The organism is Streptomyces coelicoflavus, from assembly GCF_045041415.1.
Taxonomy (GTDB): Bacteria; Actinomycetota; Actinomycetes; order Streptomycetales; family Streptomycetaceae; genus Streptomyces; species Streptomyces coelicoflavus.
Map to the genome: position 1 here is coordinate 2,194,533 of NZ_CP108218.1, position 20,739 is coordinate 2,215,271.

Below are 20,739 nucleotides of genomic sequence, written 5' to 3' on the forward strand. Positions count from 1 at the left end.
GCCCGAGCAAGCCGCACGGAAGGTGCCCCAACGTACGAGGACACCGTGCCCGAACGTACTACGGGCACGAGGTCCGAACGTACCGGCCGCTTCCCGCCGGCTCCTCCGACCGCGCCCGCCGGCCCGCCGCGCTCACTCCTCCCGCATCCACTGCTGCATCACCGTCAGCAGGTGGTCGGGGTCGACCGGCTTCGTCACGTAGTCGGAGGCGCCCGACTCGATCGCCTTCTCCCGGTCGCCCTTCATCGCCTTCGCGGTCAGCGCGATGATCGGCAGCCCGGCGAACTGGGGCATCCTGCGGATCGCCGTGGTCGTCGCGTATCCGTCCATCTCCGGCATCATGATGTCCATCAGGACGACCGCCACGTCCTCGTGCTGCTCCAGGACCTCGATGCCCTCGCGCCCGTTCTCGGCGTACAGCACGGAGAGACCGTGCTGCTCCAGGACGCTGGTGAGGGCGAAGACGTTGCGGATGTCGTCGTCGACGATCAGCACCTTCTGCCCGCCGAACCGGATTCCCCGGCTCGACTGCGACGCCGGCTCCTGCCCGTCGTCCGACCGCCGCTCCCGCACCGCGGGCAGCTCGTCGGTCGCGGCCGACCGGCGGCGCCGCCGGAACAGCGCGGCCGCCCCGTTCTGCGGGTCCTGGTACGACGGCATCTCGGCCGGGGCCTCGGTCTGTGCACCCGGCAGTTCGGCCACGGCACCGGAGGGCGCCGGCAGCTCACCGCCCTCCACGGACGGCAGCGGCTGCTGGTAGCCGTGCGGGGGCAGCTCGCTCGGGTGCAGCGGCAGGTAGAGCGTGAACGTCGAGCCGCGGCCCGGCTCGCTCTGCGCGTGGATCTCACCGCCGAGCAGCTGCGCGATCTCCCGCGAGATGGACAGTCCGAGACCCGTACCGCCGTACTTGCGACTCGTGGTGCCGTCGGCCTGCTTGAACGCCTCGAAGATCACCTGCATCTTGCTGGCCGCGATCCCGATGCCCGTGTCGCTCACGGAGAACGCGATCAGCTCGGCGTCCGGGTCGTTCATCGAACCGGCCTCCAGCAACTGCTCCCGGATGGCCTTCGGTACCTCGTCCCGGGCCGGCCGGATGACCAGCTCGACGGAGCCCGAGTCGGTGAACTTCACCGCGTTGGACAGCAGGTTGCGCAGCACCTGGAGCAGCCGCTGCTCGTCGGTGTGCATGGTCGCGGGCAGCCCCGGCGACACCCGCACCGACAGGTCCAGGCCCTTCTCCGCGCTCAGCGGCCGGAAGGTGGCCTCCACGTAGTCCACGAGCTGGACGAGCGCGATGCGCGTCGGGGAGACGTCCATCTTCCCCGCGTCGACCTTCGACAGGTCGAGGATGTCGTTGATGAGCTGGAGCAGGTCGGAGCCCGCGCCGTGGATCGTCTCGGCGAACTCGACCTGCTTCGGGGTCAGGTTCGCGTCGGCGTTGTCCGCGAGCAACTTGGCCAGAATCAGCAGTGAGTTGAGCGGTGTGCGCAGCTCGTGCGACATGTTGGCCAGGAACTCGCTCTTGTAGCGCATGGAGACGGCGAGCTGCTCGGCACGCTCCTCCAGGACCTGCCGCGCCTCCTCGATCTCGGTGTTCTTCACCTCGATGTCGCGGTTCTGCTGCGCCAGCAGCTCGGCCTTCTCCTCCAGTTCGGCGTTGGACGACTGGAGCGCCTTCTGCCGCTGCTCCAACTCCTCCGACCGCTCCCGCAGTTGCTCGGTCAGCTCCTGCGACTGACTCAGCAGGACCTCCGTCTTGGTGTTCACGGAAATGGTGTTGACGCTGGTCGCGATCATCTCGGCGATCTGGTTCAGGAAGTCCTTCTGGATGTGCGTGAACGGCGTGAACGACGCCAGCTCGATGACGCCGAGCACCTGCCCCTCGAACAGCACCGGCAGCACGATCACCTGCGCGGGCGGTGCCTCGCCGAGCCCGGAGGAGATCTTCAGGTAACCGCTCGGCGCGTTCTCCACGAGGATCGTGCGCTTCTCCTCGGCGGCCGTGCCGACCAGCGCCTCGCCCGGCCGGAACGAGGTGGGCATGGACCCCATCGAGTAACCGTACGACCCGAGCATCCGCAGCTCGTACGCGTCGCCCTCGGCGCCCGCCTGCTCCTGCCCGTCGACCAGCGGCATCGCGAGGAAGAACGCCCCGTGCTGGGCGGAGACGACAGGGGTCAGCTCGCTCATGATCAGCGAGGCCACGTCCTGGAGGTCGCGGCGGCCCTGCATCAGGCCGGAGATCCGGGCCAGATTGCCCTTGAGCCAGTCCTGCTCCTTGTTGGCGATCGTGGTGTCGCGCAGGTTGGCGATCATCTTGTTGATGTAGTCCTGCAGCTCCGAGATCTCACCGGAGGCGTCCACGTCGATCTTCAGGTTCAGGTCGCCGCGGGTCACCGCGGTCGCCACGCGCGCGATGGCACGGACCTGCCGGGTCAGGTTCCCGGCCATCTCGTTCACGGACTCCGTCAGGTCGCGCCAGGTGCCGTCGACGTCACGCACGCGTGCCTGACCGCCGAGCTGCCCCTCCGTGCCCACCTCACGGGCGACGCGGGTGACCTCCTCGGCAAAGGAGGAAAGCTGGTCGACCATCGTGTTGATGGTGGTCTTCAGCTCCAGGATCTCGCCGCGCGCGTCGATGTCGATCTTCTTGGTCAGGTCGCCCTTGGCGATCGCCGTGGTGACCATGGCGATGTTGCGCACCTGGCCGGTCAGATTCGACGCCATCTGGTTCACCGACTCGGTGAGGTCCTTCCACGTCCCCGACACGCCCGGCACCTGCGCCTGGCCGCCCAGGATGCCGTCGGTGCCCACCTCGCGGGCCACCTTGGTCACCTGGTCGGCGAAGGACCGCAGTGTCCGCACCATGGTGTTGAAGGTGTCGGCGAGCTGCGCGACCTCGCCGCGCGCCTCGATCGTCACCGTCCGCGTCAGGTCGCCGTTGGCGACGGCCGCCGCCACCTGGGAGATGTTCCGCACCTGGACCGTGAGGTTCTTGGCCATCAGGTTGACGTTGTCGTTGAGGTCCTTCCAGATGCCCACGACGCCGGGCACGCTCGCCTGGCCGCCGAGGATGCCCTCCGTGCCCACCTCGCGGGCCACCCGCGTGACCTGCTCGGCGAAGCTGGAGAGCTGGTCCACCATCGTGTTGACGGTGGTGACCAGCTCGAGGATCTCGCCCTTGGCGTCGACGGTGATCTTCTTCGACAGGTCGCCCTTGGCCACCGCGGTGGTGACCTCTGCGATGTTGCGCACCTGCATGGTCAGGTTGTTGGCCATGCCGTTCACGGACTGCGTGAGGTCCTTCCAGGTGCCGGAGACGCCCTGCACCTCCGCCTGGCCGCCGAGGATGCCCTCGGTGCCCACCTCGCGCGCGACCCGCGTGACCTCCTGGGCGAACGACGACAGCTGGTCCACCATCGTGTTCAGCGTGTTCTTCAGCTCCAGGATCTCCCCGCGCGCGTCCACGGTGATCTTCTGGGACAGGTCACCGCGGGCCACCGCCGTCGCGACCTGCGCGATGTTGCGGACCTGCGCGGTGAGATTGCCGGCCATGCCGTTCACCGAGTCCGTCAGGTCGCGCCACACACCGGCGACGCCGGGCACCTGCGCCTGACCGCCGAGGCGGCCCTCCGTGCCCACCTCACGGGCGACCCGGGTGACCTGTTCCGCGAACGACGACAGCTGGTCGACCATCGTGTTGATGGTGTTCTTCAGCTCCAGGATCTCGCCGCGCGCGTCCACGTCGATCTTCTGCGACAGGTCGCCGCGCGCCACCGCCGTCGTCACCTGGGCGATGTTGCGCACCTGGGAGGTCAGATTGCCGGCCATGGAGTTGACCGAGTCCGTCAGCTCCTTCCAGGTCCCGGACACGCCGTCGACCCGGGCCTGACCGCCCAGGCGGCCCTCCGTGCCCACGTCCCGGGCCATCCGCGTCACCTGGTCGGCGAAGCTGGAGAGCTGGTCCACCATCGTGTTCACGGTGTTCTTCAGCTGGAGCATCTCGCCGGAGACGTCCACGGTGACCTTCTGCGACAGGTCGCCGTTGGCCACCGCCGTCGTCACCTGGGCGATGTTCCTCACCTGACCGGTGAGGTTGCGGAACGCCGTGTTGACGGAGTCCGTCAGGTCCTTCCACGTCCCCGCCGCCCCCGGCACCTGCGCCTGACCGCCCAGCTCGCCCTCGACACCGACCTCGCGGGCCACCCGCGTGACCTCGGCACCGAAGGCGGACAGCTGGTCCACCATCGTGTTGACGGTGTTCTTCAGCTCCAGCATCTCGCCGGCCACGTCCACCGTGACCTTCTGCGACAGGTCACCGCTGGCCACGGCGGTCGTCACGGCGGCGATGTCCCGCACCTGAGTGGTCAGGTTCCGGAAGACCGTGTTGACGGAGTCCGTCAGGTCCTTCCAGATGCCGGCCGCGCCCGGCACGATCGCCTGGCCGCCGAGCTGGCCCTCGCCGCCCGTCTCGTTCGCCACGCGCGTGACCTCGTCCGCGAAGATCCGCAGCGTCTCGGTCATCTGGTTGATCGTCTCGGCGAGCTGCGCGACCTCGCCCCGGGCCGGCACCGTCACCTTCTTCGACAGATCGCCGTTGGCGACCGCCGTCGTCACGTGGGAGATCTCGCGCATCTGGGCCGTCAGGTTCCCGGCCATGGTGTTGACCGAGTCCGTCAGCTCCTTCCACACCCCGGCCACGCCCGGCACCCTCGCCTGCCCGCCCAGCGCGCCCTCGGTGCCCACCTCACGGGCCAACCGGGTCACCTCGGAGGAGAACGCCGAGAGCTGGTCCACCATCGTGTTGACGGTGTTCTTCAGCTCCAGCATCTCGCCGGCCACGTGCACCGTGACCTTCCGCGACAGATCACCCTTGGCCACGGCCGTGGTCACCAGCGCGATGTCCCTCACCTGGGCGGTGAGCCGGTACGCCATCGTGTTGACGGAGTCCGTCAGGTCCTTCCATGACCCGGACATCCCGCGCACCCGGGCCTGACCGCCCAGCTTGCCCTCGGTGCCGACCTCGCTGGCCACCCGCGTGACCTCGTCCGTGAACGTCGACAACTGGTCGACCAGGTTGTTCACGGTCCGGCCGACCTTCAGGAACTCACCGCGCAGCGGCTGCCCGGTGCCCTCGTCGCTCTGCGTCCGCAGCTCCATGCGCGGCGACAGATCACCGTCCGCGACCGCCGACAGCACCCGGCTGACCTCGGAGACGGGCCGTACGAGGTCGTCCACCAGGGCGTTCGAGTTGTCGATCGCGGTCGCCCAGGACCCCTCGCAGGCTCCGGTCTCGAGCCGCTCCGTGAGTTTTCCCTCACGCCCGACCACGCGCCGTACCCGCGCCAGCTCCCCCGTGAGGTGGAGATTGCGGTCGGCCACCTCGTTGAAGACCGCCGCGATCTCCGGCATCACGCCGTCGCCGGACACCGTGAGCCGCCTGCGGAAGTTTCCCTCCCGCATGGAGACCAGCGCCGCGAGCAGCCGGTTCAGGGCCGCCGTGTCCACCGTCGTGGTGCCGCCCCGGGTGCTGCCGCCCCGCGTTTTGCCCTGGTTGCTCAGGGACTGTCCGCCTTTCGCGCGCGTCTTCGTGGCCCGCGTCGCTGCGCCAGACTCCACTGTGTCCCTCCCGCAGGGCTCGACCGATACCGCTGTGCCCGGCCGCCAACGCTCGGCGGACCGGTTCCTGCCGCCTGTTTCTCGTACTGCCGGGCGATCCGGTCCGGCGCGCCGGACCGCTTCCAGGGCTGCTGCCCATCCGGCCAGCAGTGCATTCACCTGCCCGGACCCTCATTGGCAGCTTGCCCAGTGTTTCACCCCGGCCGAACCAGGCCATAACAGTTCGGCAGCTTCGCACATCGTCCGCACACCCTCTGGGCGGAAACACTGCAGACCGGCATCCGGATGGACGGCGAAGGTAAGTAACCTTGCACGTGGCTGTCCAGCCGTACCGGTCCGTCCGGTCTGGGCGGTGGCACGGAGACGAGCGGGCATCGGAGGGGCGGCCGGAATGACCACCGGACTGATCCCGGGGGGGCAGCCCCCGGATCCCGGGCCGACGGGTGGACTGCCGCAGCAGCGGCACCAGCCGCTCGGCCATGAGGCCGTGCACGGGGAGAGAGGGTCGGGAAGTTCTGTGATCACCGCGCGCGCGGCCGCCAGCTTCGAGCCCGTGGGGCGATCCGTGGCGAGTGCCCGGTCCTTCGTCCGCGACACGCTCCAGGGCTGGGGCCATGCCGACATCGTCGACGACGCCGTGGTGCTCACCAGCGAACTGGTGACCAACGCGGTGGTGCACGCGGGCACCACCGCGGACGTCGTGTGCCTGCGCAGCGACGACGGCGTACGGATCGAGGTCGCCGACCACTATCCGGAGCGCGAGGTCCCGCTCCAGGGCTCCCCCGCCACCATGGGCAGCCTCGACCGCGAGGGCGGCCGCGGCCTCCAGCTGTGCGCGGCACTGGCCGACCGCTGGGGCGTGGAGTACACGCCCACGCTCAAGAACGTCTGGTTCCACCTCCATCTGCCCGAGCGCCCGGTCGGCACCCGCGCCGCCGGTCCCTCCCTCCCGGCCGCCCTGCTGCCGCTCGCCGACGGCCGGGTCCGCGTCGCCGTCGTCCAGATCGACCGCACCGGCGCCGTCACGTCGTGGAACGAGGACGCCGAGGACCTCTTCGGCTACGCCGCCGACCAGGTCACCGGCAAGCCGCTGACCGACCTCGCCGCCTGGCCGCACACCCCCGGCACCAGCACCGGCATCGCCGAGGCCCTCCAGCTCTCCCGCTGGGAGGGCAGCTACGGCATAAGGGGCGCCGACGGCCGCGTCACCCCGGTCTACGCCTCCCACCTCCGCGTCCGCGACGCCGACGGCGAGCCCTCCACGGTCTGCCTCCTCGTCCGCGACCACGAACGCGCGGTGCTGCAAACCCCGTTGCGGGTACCGGCCCCCGACTCCCCCTCCGCCGAGGGCCAGAGTGCCGACCCCTTCGAGGTGTTCATCGGCTCCCCCGCCCCGGACGACCTCGACGGCCTCCTCCAGCGCACGGTCGAACGCGCCCGCGACATGCTCGACGCCGACGCCGCCTTCCTGCTCCTGGCGACCGACGACGAAACGGAGTTGGAGGTCCGCGCCTCCACCGGCCTGCCCTCCGCCCGCCAGCGCTTCGCCCGCGTCCCCGTCGAGGCGGGCCCCGGACGCTACGGCTCGGCGCGCATGCCCGCCGTCCACGACGACCTCGAGTCCGTCCCCGGCGCCGTCCCGCTCCTCAACAGCACGGGCATGCGCTCGGTCGTCACCGTTCCGCTCAAGGTCGAGGGCCGCCTCACCGGCTCCCTCGGCGTCGCGGCCGAGGCCGCCGGCCGGTACTCCAACGAGGAGGCGCTGCGCCTCCAGTTCGCCGCCGACCGCATCGCCCTGGCCGTCGAGTCGGCGCGCCTGGGCGAGCTGGAGCGGCTGCGCCGCGGCTCCCTCAGCTTCCTCGTCGAGGCCTCCGACCTCCTCGCCGGCACCCTGGACCGCGACCAGACCCTGGCCCTGATGGCCCAGATGACGGTCCCCACACTGGCCACCTGGTGCGCCGTCTACACGATCGCCGACCAGTCCTCGGACCCGTACCTCTCGTACGTCCTGCACGAGGACGAGGAGTTGATCGACGGCATCAAGTCCCTGCTCTCGAAGATCGCCCCGCCCGACCCGGTGCCCACGCCGGGCGCCCGGGTGTGGACGGCCCCCGCGGAGATGGCCCACCAGGCGGCGCTGCGCACCTCCATGCGCGACCTCGGCCTCAGCGGCGGTACGCCGCAGCCGCTGAGCACCGGCATCGGCCCGACCCTCGCCACGGCCTCCGCCGTCGGCGGCGAGACCGTCGTCCTGCCGCTGGTCGCCCGCAACCGCGTCATCGGCATGCTCACGCTCGGCAAGCCCACCGACGACCACTTCCGCCAGGAGATCCTCGAACTCGCCGAGGACCTGTCCCGCAGGGCCGCCCTGGCCCTGGACAACGCCCGGCTGTACTCGGAGCGCACGGCCATCAGCCAGTCCCTCCAGCGCAGCCTCCTGCCCCCGGAACTCCCCGTCGTGGACGGCGTGGAGGTCGACGTCATCTACCGCGCCGCGGGCGAGGGCAACGAGGTCGGCGGCGACTTCTACGACCTCTTCCCCATCAGCGACGACGCGTACGGCTTCGCCATCGGCGACGTCTGCGGTACGGGCCCCAACGCGGCGGCCGTCACGGGCCTGGCCCGGCACGCCCTGCGCCTGCTGGCCCGCGAGGGCCTCAGCGGCCCGGAGGTCCTGCAGCGCCTCAACTCCGCCATCCTCGACGAGGGCGCCCGCAGCCGCTTCCTCACGCTGCTGTACGGCGAGATGCGCCCGCAGGAGGACGGCAGCGCCGAGCTGAAGGTGGTCTGCGCCGGCCACCCGCTCCCTCTGCGTCTGCGCCAGGACGGCACGGTCGAGCCGGCGGCCGAACCGCAGCCCCTCCTCGGCGTCATCGAGGATCTGGAGCTCTACGAGCAGACGGTCACCCTCGACCCGGGCGACGTCCTGCTCTGTGTCACGGACGGCGTCACCGAACGCCGCGAGGGCACGCGCATGCTGGGCGACGACGGCCTCGCCGACGTCCTGACGACCTGCACGGGCCTCACGGCCGGCGCGGTGGCCGCCCGCATCATGCGCGCGGTGGAGCGCTTCGCGTCCGACGCCCCGTCCGACGACATGGCGATCCTCGCGATGCGCGTCCCGGAGCCCCACGCGGACTGACCAGGGCATGCGAAAGGCCCCGCCCGAGTGGGCGGGGCCTTTCTGTGGGAGCCCCCAAACGGAATCGAACCGTTGACCTTCTCCTTACCATGGAGACGCTCTACCGACTGAGCTATAGGGGCCTGTCGCTTTCGAGGCTTCCCTCGCGGCAACGGAATAGATCATACCCCGAACAAGCCGGTGCTCCCAACCACGGACTGGTCGTCAGTAGGCGGGTTGCAGCAGCCCTCCGAGCGCATTGCAGGCGGACACGATTCGCTGCATGTCCCGCTTGGTCAACGCGGCTTCGACGGGCAGCGCGAGCGTCTCGTCGACGGCCCGCTCCGTCTCCGGCAGCGCCACGCACCGCCGGAATCCGGGCATTCGGTGCACGGGCGCCTTCACCGGCACCCGGCATTCGACTCCCCGCCCCCGCACCGCCCGGGCGAAGGCGTCCCGGTCCGGCCGCCCGTTCCCCGGCACCCGCACCACGTACTGCTGGTACGTGTGCCCGTCGCCCCAGTCCGGGGTGCGCACGCCCCTCAACTTCCCGTCGAGGTAGGCCGCACGCTGTCTGCGGCGCGCTATCTCGTCGTACGGTCCCTCGGACTCGCCGTGCTCCAGCACGAGCAGGCCGTGCCGCTGTCCGATCCTGTGCAGTGCGCCCATGTCCGCAGGCCGCCCGAACCGGTGCACAACGACCACGGCCGCGGTCCGAGGCGTCAGCGCCGCCTCCACCAGGGAAGCATCCAGGCAGTATGTCGTCGGATCTATGTCGGCGAACACCGGCGACGCGCCCACGAGAGCCACGGCCTCGGCGACTTCCACGTTTCCGAAGGCAGGTACGACGACCTCGTCACCGACGCCCACGCCGGCGGCCCTGAGCATTGCTGCAGTACCCATGTGTGGGATGGTCGGGGTCCAACGTGAACTCGAAGTGACAGACAACAAAAAAGGGCTGGTACCGGAACCGAAGTTCCGGGACCAGCCCTTCCAATATTTGTTCGGCGGCGTCCTACTCTCCCACAGGGTCCCCCCTGCAGTACCATCGGCGCTGTAAGGCTTAGCTTCCGGGTTCGAAATGTAACCGGGCGTTTCCCCTACGCTATGACCACCGAAACACTATGAAACACTCAACCGCACCACGCTGTGGACGTGGGGTTGTTCGTGGTTTCAGAACCAACACAGTGGACGCGAGCAACTGAGGACAAGCCCTCGGCCTATTAGTACCGGTCACCTCCACACCTCACGGTGCTTCCAGATCCGGCCTATCAACCCAGTCGTCTACTGGGAGCCTTAACCCCTCAAGGGGGTGGGAGTCCTCATCTCGAAGCAGGCTTCCCGCTTAGATGCTTTCAGCGGTTATCCCTCCCGAACGTAGCCAACCAGCCATGCCCTTGGCAGAACAACTGGCACACCAGAGGTTCGTCCGTCCCGGTCCTCTCGTACTAGGGACAGCCCTTCTCAAGACTCCTACGCGCACAGCGGATAGGGACCGAACTGTCTCACGACGTTCTAAACCCAGCTCGCGTACCGCTTTAATGGGCGAACAGCCCAACCCTTGGGACCGACTCCAGCCCCAGGATGCGACGAGCCGACATCGAGGTGCCAAACCATCCCGTCGATATGGACTCTTGGGGAAGATCAGCCTGTTATCCCCGGGGTACCTTTTATCCGTTGAGCGACGGCGCTTCCACAAGCCACCGCCGGATCACTAGTCCCGACTTTCGTCCCTGCTCGACCCGTCGGTCTCACAGTCAAGCTCCCTTGTGCACTTACACTCAACACCTGATTGCCAACCAGGCTGAGGGAACCTTTGGGCGCCTCCGTTACTCTTTAGGAGGCAACCGCCCCAGTTAAACTACCCATCAGACACTGTCCCTGATCCGGATCACGGACCCAGGTTAGACATCCAGCACGACCAGACTGGTATTTCAACGACGACTCCACCCACACTGGCGTGCGAGTTTCAAAGTCTCCCAGCTATCCTACACAAGCCGAACCGAACACCAATATCAAACTGTAGTAAAGGTCCCGGGGTCTTTCCGTCCTGCTGCGCGAAACGAGCATCTTTACTCGTAGTGCAATTTCACCGGGCCTATGGTTGAGACAGTCGAGAAGTCGTTACGCCATTCGTGCAGGTCGGAACTTACCCGACAAGGAATTTCGCTACCTTAGGATGGTTATAGTTACCACCGCCGTTTACTGGCGCTTAAGTTCTCAGCTTCGCCACACCGAAATGTGACTAACCGGTCCCCTTAACGTTCCAGCACCGGGCAGGCGTCAGTCCGTATACATCGCCTTACGGCTTCGCACGGACCTGTGTTTTTAGTAAACAGTCGCTTCTCGCTGGTCTCTGCGGCCACCCCCAGCTCACGGAGTAAATCCGGTCACCGGGTGTGGCCCCCCTTCTCCCGAAGTTACGGGGGCATTTTGCCGAGTTCCTTAACCATAGTTCACCCGAACGCCTCGGTATTCTCTACCTGACCACCTGAGTCGGTTTAGGGTACGGGCCGCCATGAAACTCGCTAGAGGCTTTTCTCGACAGCATAGGATCATCCACTTCACCACAATCGGCTCGGCATCAGGTCTCAGCCTTATGTGCGACGGATTTACCTACCGCACGGCCTACACCCTTACCCCGGGACAACCACCGCCCGGGATGGACTACCTTCCTGCGTCACCCCATCACTCACCTACTGCAAGTCTGGTTCGTCGGCTCCACCACTCCCCTCAACTCCGAAGAGATCAGGGCGGCTTCACGGACTTAGCATCGCCTGGTTCGATGTTTGACGCTTCACAGCGGGTACCGGAATATCAACCGGTTATCCATCGACTACGCCTGTCGGCCTCGCCTTAGGTCCCGACTTACCCTGGGCAGATCAGCTTGACCCAGGAACCCTTAGTCAATCGGCGCAAACGTTTCTCACGTTTGTATCGCTACTCATGCCTGCATTCTCACTCGTGAACCGTCCACAACTCGCTTCCGCGGCTGCTTCACCCGGCACACGACGCTCCCCTACCCATCACAGCCGGCGTTGGCCGTATTGCTGCAATGACACGACTTCGGCGGTACGCTTGAGCCCCGCTACATTGTCGGCGCGGAATCACTAGACCAGTGAGCTATTACGCACTCTTTCAAGGGTGGCTGCTTCTAAGCCAACCTCCTGGTTGTCTGTGCGACTCCACATCCTTTCCCACTTAGCGTACGCTTAGGGGCCTTAGTCGATGCTCTGGGCTGTTTCCCTCTCGACCATGGAGCTTATCCCCCACAGTCTCACTGCCGCGCTCTCACTTACCGGCATTCGGAGTTTGGCTAAGGTCAGTAACCCGGTAGGGCCCATCGCCTATCCAGTGCTCTACCTCCGGCAAGAAACACACGACGCTGCACCTAAATGCATTTCGGGGAGAACCAGCTATCACGGAGTTTGATTGGCCTTTCACCCCTAACCACAGGTCATCCCCCAGGTTTTCAACCCTGGTGGGTTCGGTCCTCCACGACCTCTTACAGCCGCTTCAACCTGCCCATGGCTAGATCACTCCGCTTCGGGTCTTGAGCGTGCTACTGAATCGCCCTGTTCGGACTCGCTTTCGCTACGGCTTCCCCACCCGGGTTAACCTCGCAACACACCGCAAACTCGCAGGCTCATTCTTCAAAAGGCACGCAGTCACGAGACACCAAGCAAGCTTGATGTCCGACGCTCCCACGGCTTGTAGGCACACGGTTTCAGGTACTATTTCACTCCGCTCCCGCGGTACTTTTCACCATTCCCTCACGGTACTATCCGCTATCGGTCACCAGGGAATATTTAGGCTTAGCGGGTGGTCCCGCCAGATTCACACGGGATTTCTCGGGCCCCGTGCTACTTGGGTGTCTCTCAAACGAGCCGCTAATGTTTCGACTACGGGGGTCTTACCCTCTACGCCGGACCTTTCGCATGTCCTTCGCCTACATCAACGGTTTCTGACTCGTCCTGTTGCCGGCAGACAACAGAAGAGAGATCCCACAACCCCGCACACGCAACCCCTGCCGGGTCTCACACGTATACGGTTTGGCCTCATCCGGTTTCGCTCGCCACTACTCCCGGAATCACGGTTGTTTTCTCTTCCTGCGGGTACTGAGATGTTTCACTTCCCCGCGTTCCCTCCACACTGCCTATGTGTTCAGCAGCGGGTGACAGCCCATGACGACTGCCGGGTTTCCCCATTCGGACACCCCCGGATCAAAGCCTGGTTGACGACTCCCCGGGGCCTATCGTGGCCTCCCACGTCCTTCATCGGTTCCTGGTGCCAAGGCATCCACCGTGCGCCCTTAAAAACTTGGCCACAGATGCTCGCGTCCACTGTGCAGTTCTCAAACAACGACCAACCACCCATCACCCCGGAAAAAACTCCCGAGTGCACTGGGGCCGGCAACTGAAGGAAACTCATTCCCTCAGACACCCAACAGCGTGCCCGACACGTTCAGTCAAGATCCTGCGTTCCACGCCGAAGCAGTACTAGCAGTCCTCATCCTGATCGTGCCGAGTAGTCAACGTTCCACCCATGAGCAACCAGTGCGAGACGTTCGCTCACATCCTGGCCTCTGACCAGCCCGAAGGCCGGTAAGAAATGCTCCTTAGAAAGGAGGTGATCCAGCCGCACCTTCCGGTACGGCTACCTTGTTACGACTTCGTCCCAATCGCCAGTCCCACCTTCGACAGCTCCCTCCCACAAGGGGTTGGGCCACCGGCTTCGGGTGTTACCGACTTTCGTGACGTGACGGGCGGTGTGTACAAGGCCCGGGAACGTATTCACCGCAGCAATGCTGATCTGCGATTACTAGCGACTCCGACTTCATGGGGTCGAGTTGCAGACCCCAATCCGAACTGAGACCGGCTTTTTGAGATTCGCTCCACCTTGCGGTATCGCAGCTCATTGTACCGGCCATTGTAGCACGTGTGCAGCCCAAGACATAAGGGGCATGATGACTTGACGTCGTCCCCACCTTCCTCCGAGTTGACCCCGGCGGTCTCCCGTGAGTCCCCAACACCCCGAAGGGCTTGCTGGCAACACGGGACAAGGGTTGCGCTCGTTGCGGGACTTAACCCAACATCTCACGACACGAGCTGACGACAGCCATGCACCACCTGTACACCGACCACAAGGGGGGCACCATCTCTGATGCTTTCCGGTGTATGTCAAGCCTTGGTAAGGTTCTTCGCGTTGCGTCGAATTAAGCCACATGCTCCGCCGCTTGTGCGGGCCCCCGTCAATTCCTTTGAGTTTTAGCCTTGCGGCCGTACTCCCCAGGCGGGGCACTTAATGCGTTAGCTGCGGCACGGACAACGTGGAATGTTGCCCACACCTAGTGCCCACCGTTTACGGCGTGGACTACCAGGGTATCTAATCCTGTTCGCTCCCCACGCTTTCGCTCCTCAGCGTCAGTATCGGCCCAGAGATCCGCCTTCGCCACCGGTGTTCCTCCTGATATCTGCGCATTTCACCGCTACACCAGGAATTCCGATCTCCCCTACCGAACTCTAGCCTGCCCGTATCGACTGCAGACCCGGGGTTAAGCCCCGGGCTTTCACAACCGACGTGACAAGCCGCCTACGAGCTCTTTACGCCCAATAATTCCGGACAACGCTTGCGCCCTACGTATTACCGCGGCTGCTGGCACGTAGTTAGCCGGCGCTTCTTCTGCAGGTACCGTCACTTTCGCTTCTTCCCTGCTGAAAGAGGTTTACAACCCGAAGGCCGTCATCCCTCACGCGGCGTCGCTGCATCAGGCTTTCGCCCATTGTGCAATATTCCCCACTGCTGCCTCCCGTAGGAGTCTGGGCCGTGTCTCAGTCCCAGTGTGGCCGGTCGCCCTCTCAGGCCGGCTACCCGTCGTCGCCTTGGTGAGCCATTACCTCACCAACAAGCTGATAGGCCGCGGGCTCATCCTTCACCGCCGGAGCTTTCGACCCGCCAAGATGCCTTGGCAGGTCAGTATCCGGTATTAGACCCCGTTTCCAGGGCTTGTCCCAGAGTGAAGGGCAGATTGCCCACGTGTTACTCACCCGTTCGCCACTAATCCCCACCCGAAGGTGGTTCATCGTTCGACTTGCATGTGTTAAGCACGCCGCCAGCGTTCGTCCTGAGCCAGGATCAAACTCTCCGTGAATGTTTACCCGTGATCGGGTGACACCACGAGAGCGGAACAGTCGGAGGAATGATCCGACCGTTCACAGCGTCCTCGCTGTGTGTTACTTCAAAGGAACCTCGCCCTCCCGAACGGGAGAGACGGGGTATCAACATATCTGGCGTTGACTTTTGGCACGCTGTTGAGTTCTCAAGGAACGGTCGCTTCCTTTGTACTCACCCTCTCGGGCTTTCCTCCGGGCGCTTCCCTTCGGTCTTGCGTTTCCGACTCTATCAGATCTTTCCGATCCGATTTCCTCGGTGCTTTCCAGGTTCCCGCTTTCGCGTTTCCCTTTCCGGCGAGTCCGACTTTATCAGAGATTCTGAGTCGGGATTTCCACCCTCCGGGGCGGCTCCGAACCACGAAGTGATCGGGTGCCCGTCCGAGCGGAGATGTAAACGTACTGGAGCGGGGCGCCCCGATGCAAATCGGGGCGCCCCGCTCCAGGTTGGCGCTGTCGGTGGTCCGACGGCCCGTCAGACCTCCACGACAACAGGCAGGATCATCGGCCGGCGCCGGTAGGTGTCCGAGACCCACTTGCCGAGGGTCCTGCGGATCAGTTGCTGCATCTGGTGCGGCTCGACGACACCGTCCTGGGCCGAGCGCTCCAGCGCTTCGGTGACCTTGGGGAGCACCGCGGCGAAGGCCGAGTCCTCGATGCCCGACCCGCGGGCCTGGACGTGCGGCCCACCGGTGATCTTGCCGGTGGAGGAGTCCATCACCACGAAGACCGAGATGATGCCCTCGTCGCCGAGGATCTTGCGGTCCTTGAGGGCCGGTTCGCCGACGTCGCCGACCGAGAGCCCGTCGACGTAGACGTACCCCGCCTGGACCTTGCCGGTGATCTTCGCCTTGCCCTCGACCAGGTCGACGACCACGCCGTCCTCGGCGATGACGATGCGGTCGTGCGGGACGCCGGTCAGGGCGCCCAGCTCGGCGTTGGCGCGCAGGTGGCGCCATTCGCCGTGGACCGGCATCAGGTTCTTCGGGCGGCAGATGTTGTAGAAGTACAGCAGCTCGCCGGCCGAGGCGTGGCCCGAGACGTGGACCTTGGCGTTGCCCTTGTGGACGACGTTGGCGCCCCAGCGGGTCAGGCCGTTGATCACCCGGTAGACCGCGTTCTCGTTGCCCGGGATGAGGGACGAGGCCAGGATCACCGTGTCGCCGTTGACGATGCGGATCTGGTGGTCGCGGTTGGCCATGCGGGACAGGGCGGCCATCGGTTCGCCCTGGGAGCCCGTACAGACCAGGACGACCTCGCTGTCGGGCAGGTCGTCGAGCGTCTTGACGTCGACCACCAGGCCCGGCGGGACCTTCAGGTAGCCGAGGTCTCTGGCGATGCCCATGTTGCGGACCATGGAGCGGCCGACGAAGGCGACCCGGCGGCCGTACTCGTGCGCGGCGTCCAGGATCTGCTGGATGCGGTGGACGTGGCTGGCGAAGCTCGCCACGATGATGCGCTTGCGGGCGCTGGCGAAGACCTGGCGCAGGACGTTCGAGATGTCCCGCTCGGGCGGGACGAAGCCCGGCACCTCGGCGTTGGTCGAGTCGGCGAGGAGCAGGTCGATGCCCTCCTCGCTGAGCCGCGCGAAGGCGTGCAGGTCGGTGAGGCGGCCGTCCAGCGGAAGCTGGTCCATTTTGAAGTCGCCGGTGTGGACGACCATGCCCGCCGGAGTGCGGATGGCGACGGCCAGCGCGTCCGGGATGGAGTGGTTGACCGCGACGAACTCGCAGTCGAAGGGACCGACGCGTTCCCGGTGCCCCTCCGCCACCTCGAGGGTGTACGGCCGGATGCGGTGCTCCTGGAGCTTGGCCTCGATGAGCGCGAGGGTCAGCTTGGAGCCGATCAGCGGGATGTCCGGCTTCTCCCGGAGGAGGAAGGGGACGCCGCCGATGTGGTCCTCGTGGCCGTGGGTCAGGACGATGCCCTCGATGTCGTCGAGGCGGTCCCGGATGGACGTGAAGTCCGGCAGGATCAGGTCGATGCCGGGCTGCTCCTCCTCGGGGAAGAGCACGCCGCAGTCGACGATCAGCAGACGGCCGCCGTATTCGAAGACCGTCATGTTGCGGCCGATTTCGCCGAGGCCGCCCAGGGGGGTGACCCGCAGGCCACCCTTGGGAAGCGCCGGGGGCCGGCCCAGTTCAGGATGCGGATGACTCAAAAGACTCTCCTCACCACACGCGCCACGTACCGGTGGGCACGTGGCGCGCATGACGTTCGTGCAGAAGCAGTTGTCGTATGGGGTTGCGGGCACCGGTGGCCCGCCTATTCAGTTGTGAAGTCCGTGCGGTCGTGCGGTGGTGCGAAGTCTGATGTCAGAGCTGTACCCCGCCGGCGGCAAGATCGATCTTGAGCTGCTCGGTTTCCTCGGGCGTGAGGCCGACCATGGGGGCGCGCAGCGGTCCCGCGGGCAGCCCCTGGAGGGCGAGCGCGCCCTTGGTGGTCATGACGCCCTGGGTGCGGAACATGCCGGTGAAGACGGGGAGCAGCTTCTGGTGGATCTCCAGTGCCTTCTGTACGTCACCGGCGACGTGCGCGTCCACCATGGCGCGCAGTTCCGGGGTGACGACGTGGCCGACGACGGAGACGAAGCCGACCGCGCCCACGGCGAGCAGCGGCAGGTTCAGCATGTCGTCGCCGGAGTACCAGGCGAGGCCGGAGTGCGCGATGGCCCAGCTGGCGCGGCCGAGGTCGCCCTTGGCGTCCTTGTTGGCGACGATGCGCGGGTGCTCCGCGAGACGGACCAGGGTCTCGGTGTTGATCGGGACGCCGCTGCGGCCGGGGATGTCGTAGAGCATGACGGGCAGCTCCGCGGCGTCGGCGATGGCCGTGAAGTGCTGGTACAGGCCCTCCTGCGGGGGCTTGTTGTAGTACGGCGTGACGAGCAGCAGGCCGTGGGCGCCGACGCGCTCGGCGGCGCGGGCCAGCTCGATGCTGTGCTGGGTGTTGTTCGTGCCCACTCCGGCGACGACGTGTGCCCGGTCGCCGACGGCCTCCAGTACGGCTCGTACGAGGTCCGCTTTCTCCGCGTCGCTGGTGGTGGGGGACTCGCCGGTGGTGCCGTTGATGATCAGGCCGTCGTTGCCTGCGTCCACCAGGTGGGCGGCGAGCCGCTGGGCGCCGTCGAGGTCGAGTGCGCCGTCCGCCGTGAAGGGCGTGACCATGGCGGTGAGGACCCGCCCGAAGGGGGTCTGCGGAGTGGAGGTCGGAGCCATGGGTTACACGCTACTCGTTGCTCAGGGCGGGGTCTGCCCTCGGGGGAGGCGGCAGGTCGGAACGGAAGTGGAGCCCGGCACTGCCTGCTCGGGGGTTCAAGCAGTGCCGGGTCCCTTTGATCAGGCTAGATGAACTTCTCCAAACGCCGCAATCCGGACACTTCGCATGGTTGATGCGTACATCTGTGCCCGGCCGGGCCGGCCATGAGGCCGGACGCCCTACGGCGCCACGCGGCCGTTGGTGTTGAAGGCTGCGTGGGTGAGCGGCATGAGGCGGGCCCACTCCGCCTCCATCTTCTCGCCGACCATCTCGATCTCCCGCTGCGGGAACGAGGGCACCTTCGCCAGCTCGTGCTGAGTGCGCAGGCCCAGGAAGTGCATCAGCGAGCGGGCGTTGCAGGTGGCGTACATCGACGAGTACAGGCCGACGGGGAGCACCGCGCGGGCCACCTCGCGGGCCACGCCGGCGGCGAGCATCCTCTGGTACGTCGCGTAGGCCTGGCGGTAGGAGTCCTCCATCGCGCCGCCGACCAGCTCGTGCTGCTCCGGGGTGCCCTCGACGAAGACGTACTTGCCGGGGCGGCCCTGCTGGACCAGCTTGCGGGAGGCGTCCGGCACGTAGAAGACGGGCTGGAGCTCCCGGTAGCGGCCCGACTCCTCGTTGTAGGACCAGCCGACGCGGTGCCGCATGAATTCGCGGAAGACGAAGATCGGGGCGCTGACGAAGAAGGTCATCGAGTTGTGCTCGAACGGGCTGCCGTGCCGGTCCCGCATGAGGTAGTTGATCAGGCCCTTGGAACGCTCGGGGTCCTTCTTGAGCTCGTCCAGGGACTGCTCCCCGGCGGTCGAGACGCGGGCCGCGAACAGGACGTCGGAGTCGGTCGCGGCGCTCTTGACCAGCTCCACGGTGATGTCGCTGCGGAGGTCGATCTTGAAATCGTCGGCGGGGGTGTCGGTCACGGGTGGAGGGCCTTCCCATCTCGTCGCTTGGCGCCCATCACGTCGCCTGGCGAGGCCACTCTACGGGCCGCCAAGTGGCGCCGAATCGGGCGTTCGATGCCGTGCCGCAATGAAGTCGGTGAAACAGGGCACCTGGAGGGGCGTTCGTTCGTCTGTATGAGTAACAGCACTTCATTCCAGTCCCCGAAGGGAGACGCAGTCCCTATGATCCGCCGGCGTGAACCCGTGCCGTTCGCCTTCGTCGCCGAGGCCGACAGGTTCCGCAGCAATGTCACACCCCCGCCGCCCGAGCGGGCGTCCTTCGGCCAGCTGGCCGGACGCTGGCTCCTCGGCGTCACCGTCGTCGCCGGTCTGGTGGGTTCCCTGGTGATCGGGATGCCCGCCCTGTCGGCCGACCAGCCCTCCCCGCACAAGCAGCCGTCACAGGCGTCCGAGGGACGCTAGGAGCGCACAGGACGGCCGGTCGGACTCCGTCCGGACCCCCGAGGGTGGTGACGGCAGACACAGGTCGGTAGCCTCACCGGGCACAACACTTGCCATGGAACGAGTGAGGACCAGCCGTGCCCCTGCCCTTCCTGACGGCCGACCGCGCCTTTGACACGGCCGACGTCGCGCTGCCGTACGACGACCGCGACCTCTGGCGCCGGCCCTACCGGCCGGGGCCGTGGCGCGTGGGGACGGCGGCGGTGATGCTGCTGCTCGCCTCGTTCGTCCTGTTCGCGGCGGTCATCATCGCGGCGACCGGCGGGGTGTCCTCCGCCGGGGTGGTCTTCGGCGTCGCGGTCGTCGTCATCCTCTGCGCCCTGCGGATCCTGCGCATGGGCGCGTGGGTGAGCGCGCACGGGGTGCGTCAGGTGGGCTTCCTCACCACGCGCACGGTGGCCTGGCAGCAGGTGGCCAGTGTGCGCACGGTGCAGCAGCCGGTGCGCTGGCTCGGACTGCCGCGCACGGTGCAGGGGCAGGCGCTGCTGCTCGTCCGCAACGGCCGGTCCGCCGAGCCCATGGCCCCGCTGCTGACCACGCACAACTCCGACTTCCTCGCGCGCGACGGTGCCTTCAACCGGGCGGCCGACGCGGTGGAGGCATGGGCCGCCGAGTACCGACGGGACTGACGCGCCCGACAAGCCGAGACGCCGGGGCCCGGACCGCAGCTGTGCGGTCCGGGCCCCGGCGTCCGGCGTGCGGTCCGCTCAGGCGGCCTCGACCTGCTTGCCGTCGTGCAGGGCGATCGCCCGCTGCATCGCCTTACGGGCGCGCGGGGTGTCGCGGGCGTCGTGGTAGGCGACGGCGAGGCGGAACCAGCTGCGCCAGTCGCCGGGGGCGTCCTCGGTCTCGGCCCTGCGCAGGGCGAAGACCGCGTCGGCCGACTCCCGGTCGACCCGGCCGCTGGGGGTGCGCTTCAGCTCGTCGACGGGCAGTCCGCCCTCGGCGTCCAGTTCGGCGGCGAGCTGGTTGGCCCTGCGGACGAACTGGGTGTTCTTCCACAGGAACCACAGGCCGATCACCGGCAGGATCAGCACCGCGACGCCGAAGGTGACGGTGAGCAGGGTGCCGGTCTTGATGAGCAGCACGCCGCGGCTGCCGACCAGGAGGAAGTAGAAGACCAGGACGGCGGCCGTGACGAGGTAGGTGATCTTCGCGCGCATCAGGGTGA

Annotated in this window: 9 protein-coding genes, 1 tRNA gene and 3 rRNA genes; 3 read left to right on the forward strand and 10 right to left on the reverse strand. The window is 66.7% G+C overall.

Going from position 1 to position 20,739, the window contains the following annotated elements:
* Positions 1–132: 132 nt before the first annotated feature.
* The gene (locus OHA99_RS09545; RefSeq protein WP_405695331.1) at positions 133–5,619 is read right to left on the reverse strand and encodes a HAMP domain-containing protein; all 5,487 of its coding nucleotides are present in this window, start codon (positions 5,617–5,619) and stop codon (positions 133–135) included.
* Positions 5,620–6,010: 391 nt separating this feature from the next.
* Between OHA99_RS09545 and OHA99_RS09550 the strand changes: the two genes are divergently transcribed.
* Positions 6,011–8,761, forward strand: coding sequence for a SpoIIE family protein phosphatase (locus OHA99_RS09550; RefSeq protein WP_405695333.1), 2,751 nt, complete (start codon positions 6,011–6,013; stop codon positions 8,759–8,761).
* A gap of 49 nt (positions 8,762–8,810) precedes the next feature.
* On the opposite strand, the gene OHA99_RS09555 is transcribed toward OHA99_RS09550, so the two are convergent.
* From OHA99_RS09555 to thyX, 8 genes are all read right to left on the reverse strand, one after another.
* Positions 8,811–8,883, reverse strand: a tRNA-Thr gene (locus OHA99_RS09555).
* Positions 8,884–8,965: 82 nt separating this feature from the next.
* A complete protein-coding gene (locus tag OHA99_RS09560; RefSeq protein ID WP_194280273.1) occupies positions 8,966–9,628 on the reverse strand; it encodes a DegT/DnrJ/EryC1/StrS family aminotransferase in 663 nt (220 codons plus the stop codon).
* Between the two features lie 114 nt (positions 9,629–9,742).
* Positions 9,743–9,859: ribosomal RNA gene (rrf, locus tag OHA99_RS09565) — 5S ribosomal RNA — on the reverse strand.
* An 84-nt stretch (positions 9,860–9,943) separates the two neighbouring features.
* A 23S ribosomal RNA gene (locus OHA99_RS09570) occupies positions 9,944–13,066 on the reverse strand.
* 296 nt (positions 13,067–13,362) lie between these two features.
* Positions 13,363–14,891, reverse strand: a 16S ribosomal RNA gene (locus OHA99_RS09575).
* Together the 16S, 23S and 5S rRNA genes form the textbook arrangement of a ribosomal RNA operon.
* Positions 14,892–15,385: 494 nt before the next feature.
* Positions 15,386–17,071 (reverse strand): ribonuclease J, encoded by a 1,686-nt coding sequence (locus OHA99_RS09580; RefSeq protein ID WP_153177662.1) that lies wholly within the window; start codon positions 17,069–17,071, stop codon positions 15,386–15,388.
* 154 nt (positions 17,072–17,225) lie between these two features.
* Positions 17,226–18,125: a 4-hydroxy-tetrahydrodipicolinate synthase gene (dapA, locus tag OHA99_RS09585; RefSeq protein WP_007387860.1), complete on the reverse strand. Its 900-nt coding sequence runs from the start codon at positions 18,123–18,125 to the stop codon at positions 17,226–17,228.
* Positions 18,126–18,344: 219 nt separating this feature from the next.
* Complete coding sequence (gene thyX / locus OHA99_RS09590) at positions 18,345–19,085, reverse strand: FAD-dependent thymidylate synthase (RefSeq protein ID WP_153177663.1); 741 nt, start codon at positions 19,083–19,085, stop codon at positions 18,345–18,347.
* Between the two features lie 204 nt (positions 19,086–19,289).
* Between thyX and OHA99_RS09595 the strand changes: the two genes are divergently transcribed.
* Together OHA99_RS09595 and OHA99_RS09600 are read left to right on the forward strand one after the other, a co-directional pair.
* Positions 19,290–19,529: a hypothetical protein gene (locus tag OHA99_RS09595; RefSeq protein ID WP_007387840.1), complete on the forward strand. Its 240-nt coding sequence runs from the start codon at positions 19,290–19,292 to the stop codon at positions 19,527–19,529.
* Between the two features lie 116 nt (positions 19,530–19,645).
* Entirely contained in the window at positions 19,646–20,197 is a 552-nt protein-coding gene (locus OHA99_RS09600; RefSeq protein WP_405695337.1) for a hypothetical protein, read from the forward strand.
* A gap of 78 nt (positions 20,198–20,275) precedes the next feature.
* Here OHA99_RS09600 and OHA99_RS09605 read toward each other — a convergent pair whose 3' ends face one another.
* Complete coding sequence (locus OHA99_RS09605; protein ID WP_153177665.1) at positions 20,276–20,731, reverse strand: hypothetical protein; 456 nt, start codon at positions 20,729–20,731, stop codon at positions 20,276–20,278.
* Between the last annotated feature and the right edge of the window lie 8 nt (positions 20,732–20,739).